The following is a 3,539-nucleotide window of genomic DNA, read 5'->3' as shown; positions in this document are numbered from 1 at the left end:
ACACGGCAGACTCCCGCCCACCACCAGCACGAGTACCCCTACAGCCCGCCACGCCAGCCCCGCTGACCAGCACGTTCGAAGATGGCGAAGCCTCAGGGCACCACGGTTTGGCCCAGGGCTACTTCGTTCAAGCACTGCATCTCGCCCAGACCGCCGGCGACCGCCGGTTGGCGGGGAGCATCCTGTCCGCCATGAGCCACCAGGCCACGTTCCTCGGCCGGTTCGTCGAAGGCGCGAACCTTGCCCGCGCGGCTCTACTGGGCACCGAGCGGCACGGCACGGCGACGATATCCGCGCAGTTCCACGCGATGGAGGCCCGCGCCCTGGCCAGGCTTGGGGACAAGGTCGGTTGCTCTACCGCACTGTCGAAGGCGGAGACCATCTTCGGGCGCCAGAACCCCGGACACGATCCGGAGTTCATCAGCTACTTCGACTCGGCCGAGATGTCCGCCGAGTTCGGCCACTGCTTCCGTGATCTGTCGAGGCCCGGCCAGGCGACGACGTACGCCGAACTCTGTCTCGGCGGAACGGACGGGACCTACGTACGCAGTGACTTCTTCGCGACCATGGTTCTCGCCGATGCGGCGCTGGACCACGGCGAGCCTGAGCAAGCTTGCCGCGCGGCACTTCAAGCGCTGGTCTTAGGCCGTCAGCTCAAGTCCGCGCGGTGCGTGTCCTACCTCAGCGAGTTCCGGGCGCGGTTGGTCCGCTACAGCGGGAACGCGGTGGTGGCCGACTTCTTGGAGGAGGCCGCGGCGCATCGGATGTGGGAGCTCAGCGCTTGATCCGGCAGCCGTCAGAACGCCTTCCAACCGTGCCGGTCATCTCCGGTGCGAAGGTCTGAGATCCGGCGGTCCACCTCGTGCGCGGCCTTGTCGTCGTAATCGGACTTCTGAGCCAGCCACACCGTGCTCGTCAGCTCCCGGATGTCCGCCAGGACCGGATACCCGTACCAGTTCATGACGTCGAAGCCGTAGGCCCGGACGAAGGCGTCGTACTCCGCCCGCGTGTGCCAGCCGAAGCGCTCGTAGTAGAGCGCGGTCAGCGTCAGATCCCACTCACGAGGGCCGAGCTCGCAGCCGTCGAGGTCTATAAGGACCGCACGCCCGGACTCGTCCTGGAGCGCGTTACCGACGTTCGCATCCCCGTGGATCATGCCGAAGGGAAGAACGAAGTTCAGCGCGTCGTACCGCTTCCGCAGCAACTCCGCGCGCTCCGTGAGGAACTGCCGGTCACCGTCCGACAGATGCGACATCGTGTCCAGCCGCCGCATCGTGGTCGCCAACGGGCTGAGGTACGTCAGACCCAGCGACTCCGGCTCCTTGAGCCAGTGGAACCGGCGCAGGAGCTCCGCGATCTGAACCGTGTCCGCGTACCGCTCGTTCTCCGCCACGAGCTGCCAGAACGTGACCACGCGTCCGTCGATGACCAGAGGTTGCCGCGTGTTCGGCACGACACGAACCGCCGGGAAGTCGACCTCAGCAAGCCACCGGGCCACGGCCACCAGCCGCTCTTGCTCCCGAAGCCGCTCAGCCGACCGGGCGACCCGCACGATCACCGGCTCAGCGAGCCGGAAGACCGCGTTCTCACCGAGCCGTACGAGCGAGGCGCCGTCCGTGCTCAGCCCCGCTTCGGCACACGCTGTCTCCATCACCGCGCCGGCGCGGTCCGCGGTGAACGCCTGCCCAGACTCCCCGGTGTCTGCCATGCCAGCGACGTTACCCGCTGTCGGAGCTGGAGCGCTCTGGCGATCTGTCGCGCTGGGGGAGTTGCCGAATTGAGCTGTACTGGATCAAGGCGGCGCGCAGAGCGAGCCGCGCGGCCCGCCCGGAGGCCTCGCCTTCCGGGCGTGCGGCGTGGCCGCCGGTCCCGTCGGCGGCCCTCCGGCGGACCGCGGGGCATCTGACGGGTCACCGAACGAACAGATCAAGGACATGCCTCCGGCGGGGGCGCTCCGGCTCCGGGATGACGGGGGTTTTGGTGGCGACCTGCGGGTGGTCCGTGGTGAAGAGGGAGCCGCCATCCCGCCGGCCGACGTCCCAGGACAAGCCGAGCAGACCCGACCCCGGGCGGCCAGATCGTTCATGGCATGCCGTGCTCCATCTGGCCGCCCGGAGCCGCGCCCGCTACCCCTGCGGGCGGGACGACGGCAGACGGGATGACGACCGAGGCAGGTGTGCGCGAGGCGCCGTCGGGTTGCCGTCCTGCGGCAATTCCCACCAGAAACTCCAGAATTACCAGAAACAGCCGAAGGTCTAGACCTTTGACGGCAGCGCTGACGGCAACAGGGGCGGTCGGGAGCATCTTTCCGTGCACCTCAGCGGACGGATAGATTGCCGGTGACCTGCTACGACGCAGGCCGGAAGGAGTCGCCGATCACACGTACTATGTACTGGCCGGTAGCACGCCGGTCCTCGTACATAACTGCAATGAAGTATTCCATCGAGCCATGAGCGAGAAAGAATTCGCGCAATTGGGTTCCAATGGCGAGATTTCAGTCAAGGGTACAGAGAATTTTGTTACACAGTCGCGCGGGTATCTCCAAGGGCTTCGGAGTCGAGTAGGTGGTCGTGGCGGTCGAAATGCCGATAAATACTCGGTCCTCGTTCGCTATGAAATGGCTCCAGGGGCGCGTGATGCGCTCATTGCTGCCGGGAAAGAGCCTGGGGAAATAGGCAAGGATCTAAATTCCGTGCACTTGAAGATTGAGCGTGGTCGAGAGACCTTTGGGCTTAGGCCGGGATCTGTAGATGTCTTCAACTCGAGAATTGCCAACTTTGCAAGGATGGGTGATTGGTGATGCTTTCAGGTGAGAGTGGATCTCGGGCCGACCTGATTGACTCTCTGGCGGTTGGGTTCATCACAGTTGAGCGCGCTAGGGAAATCGCGAACGAATATCCGGATGTGAGAGACTCCGTCGTTGGCTGGATCCGGGAGTCGGTGGCTGCCCAGGAGTGGCGCCGAGTGGAGAGGCTCGCCAATCTCGCTGCGCCACTTCAGGTTCCTGGTCTCGGAAATGTTCTTCGCGACCTTCTGGATGCGAATATTGCCGAACTGAATAACGAGGATGTGGTAGATATTCTCGGTGAGATCCACGAAGCGGGAGCGGCTAATAGCATATTTAGGCTGGCGGAGCGTTCTATAGTGTCGGACTCTCCAGCCTATTGGCTGTGCCAGAAGGCGATCCTGTCATTGAGTGAATTTGATACAGATGAAGCTAATGGGTATTTGCGCACGATGACGACAGATGTGTGGCCAGCGCCTGTCAGGTGGCATGCTGCCTTTGCTTTGGAGATCGAGGACGAGCTAGGCTTTGAAGAGAATCAGATGCTGAGTTAGCTTCCGTTTTGGCCTGGGTCTAAGAAATGGGGGTTTGGGTCGTGGGGAGAGTTAGCGGCGGCGGAGATATTCCGTACCCGCTGTCGGCGATGTCGAAGCTTTGGAGGTAAACATTCAGCGGGTTCACGTCGTGTGACGGTTCCGGGCATGGGGTGACGGCCGGTGACCGGTGGTCAGCGGCTGGTCGGGGTGCGGGACGG

The 3,539-nt window shown here is 63.8% G+C and carries 4 protein-coding genes; 3 read left to right on the top strand and 1 reads right to left on the bottom strand.

Annotated elements, in window-relative coordinates:
- The coding region (locus AC0Z36_RS29375) for an NsdA family TPR-like regulatory protein (RefSeq protein WP_485466129.1) at positions 1-785 on the top strand (785 nt) is incomplete at its 5' end.
- Positions 786-796: 11 nt separating this feature from the next.
- On the opposite strand, the gene AC0Z36_RS29370 is transcribed toward AC0Z36_RS29375, so the two are convergent.
- Positions 797-1,708, bottom strand: a complete 912-nt coding sequence (locus tag AC0Z36_RS29370; RefSeq protein ID WP_485466128.1) for a phosphotransferase enzyme family protein — start codon at positions 1,706-1,708, stop codon at positions 797-799.
- Between the two features lie 741 nt (positions 1,709-2,449).
- Here AC0Z36_RS29370 and AC0Z36_RS29365 point away from each other — a divergent pair.
- On the top strand, positions 2,450-2,800 hold the full coding sequence (locus tag AC0Z36_RS29365; RefSeq protein ID WP_485466127.1) for a hypothetical protein: 351 nt from the start codon (positions 2,450-2,452) through the stop codon (positions 2,798-2,800).
- A complete protein-coding gene (locus AC0Z36_RS29360) occupies positions 2,794-3,339 on the top strand; it encodes a hypothetical protein (RefSeq protein ID WP_485466126.1) in 546 nt (181 codons plus the stop codon). Before AC0Z36_RS29365 ends, AC0Z36_RS29360 begins: the two co-directional genes overlap by 7 nt.
- Positions 3,340-3,539 lie beyond the last annotated feature (200 nt).

It is taken from the genome of Kitasatospora sp. UYEF31, assembly GCF_057291755.1.
This window is presented reverse-complemented; position numbering and strand designations above follow the sequence as displayed.

Excerpts from the sequence above, each read along its gene's own strand:
- AC0Z36_RS29365 (WP_485466127.1), top strand. The coding sequence starts at position 2,450 with ATGAGCGAGAAAGAATTCGCGCAATTGGGTTCCAATGGCGAGATTTCA.
- AC0Z36_RS29370 (WP_485466128.1), bottom strand. The coding sequence starts at position 1,708 with ATGGCAGACACCGGGGAGTCTGGGCAGGCGTTCACCGCGGACCGCGCC.